The 1461-nt window shown below is 56.5% G+C and carries 1 protein-coding gene and 1 pseudogene; both read left to right on the top strand.

The genetic code is table 11. From position 1 onward, the window contains the following. Positions 1-205, top strand: a pseudogene (locus AC1QQ2_RS14185) (hypothetical protein); the annotation flags it as partial. Then, the coding region (gene resB / locus AC1QQ2_RS14180; protein ID WP_479713622.1) for a cytochrome c biogenesis protein ResB at positions 183-1461 on the top strand (1279 nt) is incomplete at its 3' end. The pseudogene AC1QQ2_RS14185 and the gene resB, both read left to right, overlap by 23 nt.

Genomic DNA, 1461 nt, shown 5'->3' with positions numbered 1-1461 from the left:
TATCGGCATTCCGTTTTTGCTGATTGCGGCCGGAATCGGTTGGGCCAAGGGGAGCCTGGAGTTCTTCAAGCGCAACATTCGGGCCATCAACATCTTTGGGGGAATCCTGTTGATGCTGCTCGGAATCGTCATGATGACCGGGCTCTGGCTGCAGTTCACCACCTGGCTTCAGGAGGTGAACAGTGGCATCGTCCTGGTTCTCTAGGTTGCTGTTTTGGCCGCGCTGGTTTTGGCGTCAGCTCACCTCGATGCGCACGGCGCTGTTCTTGCTGCTATTGCTTGCGCTGGCTTCCATTCCCGGGTCCATATATCCGCAGCGCAGCGCAGACCCCAATGGGGTGAGGCTCTTCTTTGATAATCAACCAGAGCTGGCAGAGGTTCTTGACGCCATTCAGCTCTTCGATGTCTACACATCGGTCTGGTTCTCGGCCATCTACATCCTGTTGTTTGTCTCCCTGGTTGGCTGCGTGCTGCCAAGAACCAAGGTTCACCTGGCCGCCATCAGATCCAAGCCCGTCAAGACACCAGAGAATCTGCGCCGCATGGCGGTTCACGTTGAGGGTCAAAAGAAGATCGAGCTTGCAAATGCTGCCGAGCTCTTGAGAGATCGAGGCTTTCGAGTCCAACAGCAGGGGAACTCGGTTTCTGCCGAGAAGGGCTACCTCAAGGAAACCGGCAACCTGGTCTTTCACTTTTCCCTGGTTGGGGTTCTGATCGCGGTCGGCATCGGTGGGGGCTTCAGCTTCTCTGGACAGCGGGTTTTGGTTGAGGGTGACACCTTCGTGAACAACCTTGCAAGCTATGACTCGATTGCTCCGGGTCCGCTGTTTTTCGAGGACGAGCTCAAGCCCTTCAGTCTCACCCTCGATGACTTCGAGGTTGTCTACGACCTTAGGAACCGGCAAAACCTCGGACAGCCCGTCGACTTCATCGCCAGCGTCACCCTCGATGACGGAGTAAATGAGCTGAGCGATGAGATCAGGGTGAATCATCCTTTGGCCGTTCCGGGAGCGAATGTCTACCTGACCGGTAATGGTTACGCCCCAGTCGTTACCCTGACCGATGGCGAGGGAAACGTCGCCTTCTCCGGACCGGTGGTCTACCTTCCGCAGGATGGCAACATGACATCGCTCGGAGTGGTCAAAGCACCAGATGCCATTCCTAAGCAGATTGGACTCATCTCGTTTTTCTATCCGACCGTGGAGACGCTCACCTCTGGTGCATACACCTCGATCTATCCCGACCCAATCGACCCTTTGCTGACCGTGAATGTTTATGCCGGTGACCTGGGGCTCGATGGGGGTGTGCCAAGAAATGTCTTCGCCCTGGATGTGAGCAACATGGAGCTGGTCGCGGGCAGGGATGGACCAAACCCGCCGCTTGAACTTGCAGTCGGTGAGGTCGTCGAGTTACCAGATGGCCTCGGCAGCCTCAGCTTTGATGGCCTGCTGCGCTATGCAT

It is taken from the genome of Aestuarium sp. (assembly GCF_023253315.1).
Lineage (GTDB): Bacteria > Pseudomonadota > Alphaproteobacteria > Rhodobacterales > Rhodobacteraceae > Marivivens > Marivivens donghaensis.
Note: the sequence above shows the minus strand (reverse complement) of the source record. Positions and strands in the feature narration are given on the sequence as shown.